The organism is Pseudomonas sp. P7759 (genome assembly GCF_013386445.1).
Lineage (GTDB): Bacteria > Pseudomonadota > Gammaproteobacteria > Pseudomonadales > Pseudomonadaceae > Aquipseudomonas > Aquipseudomonas azotoformans_A.
Genome location: NZ_JACART010000126.1, coordinates 1 through 759, shown reverse-complemented (window position 1 = coordinate 759; position 759 = coordinate 1). Strand labels below are relative to the sequence as shown.

Sequence of the window (759 nt, the reverse complement as noted above, 5' to 3'; positions counted from 1 at the left end):
CGATGACGACGGCATCGTCGGAGGCGCCGAAGGAGAAGGCTGAGCTTTGGCCGACGAAGGCAGCGAAAGCCAGTGCGGGCAGGTATTTGAATACATTCATGACAGGCACTCCGGGTTAACCAAAGGTGAAGGCATACGCCGACACGTTGGGGTCGAGGAATTCGATGGTGAAGGTGCGGTCTTGCACGGCGCCCGGCTGGCGCACAAGCTGATACAAGCGCTGTTCGGTGACGGTGCCGCGGCCATCCGGGGCCACGTCGGTGCCATGGGCGTCGGCTGGGGCCTGGCCATCGATCGTGACTTTGAAGCGCACCGGTTTTCCATCGGCGCCAGGACCGAGCACCAGATGCAGGTCGCGGGCATGGAAGCGGTAGGCGATGCGCCCGCCGGCCTGGTCGAGGGTGACCTGCTGGCCGCCGACGTTCCATTGGCCTTCCAGGGTCCAGTTGTTCAGGGCCAGGGGGCCGGATTTGACGAAATTCTCGGCGCGCTGGGCGCCCAGGTAGGTTTCCGGCGATTGCACTTCGTTCATGTCCGGCGCTTGCTGCACGCCCTTGGCGTCGGCTTCGATCAAGCCGCCAGCGACGTGCTGGGCACCGGCTTCACGCAGCAACTGCTGGATCACCCGCTCCGACTCGGCATAGTCGCCCTCGCCAAAGTGGTGATAGCGGATCTGCCCCTTGGCATCGGCAAAGTAATGGGCCGGCCAGTACTGGTTGTTGAACGCTCGCCAGACCTTGTAGTTGTTGTCGATGGCCA

At 63.5% G+C, this 759-nt stretch carries 1 pseudogene; it reads right to left on the bottom strand.

The features are described from left to right. Positions 1 to 115: 115 nt before the first annotated feature. Positions 116 to 759: pseudogene (locus HX823_RS31565) on the bottom strand (cytochrome c biogenesis protein DipZ); the annotation flags it as partial.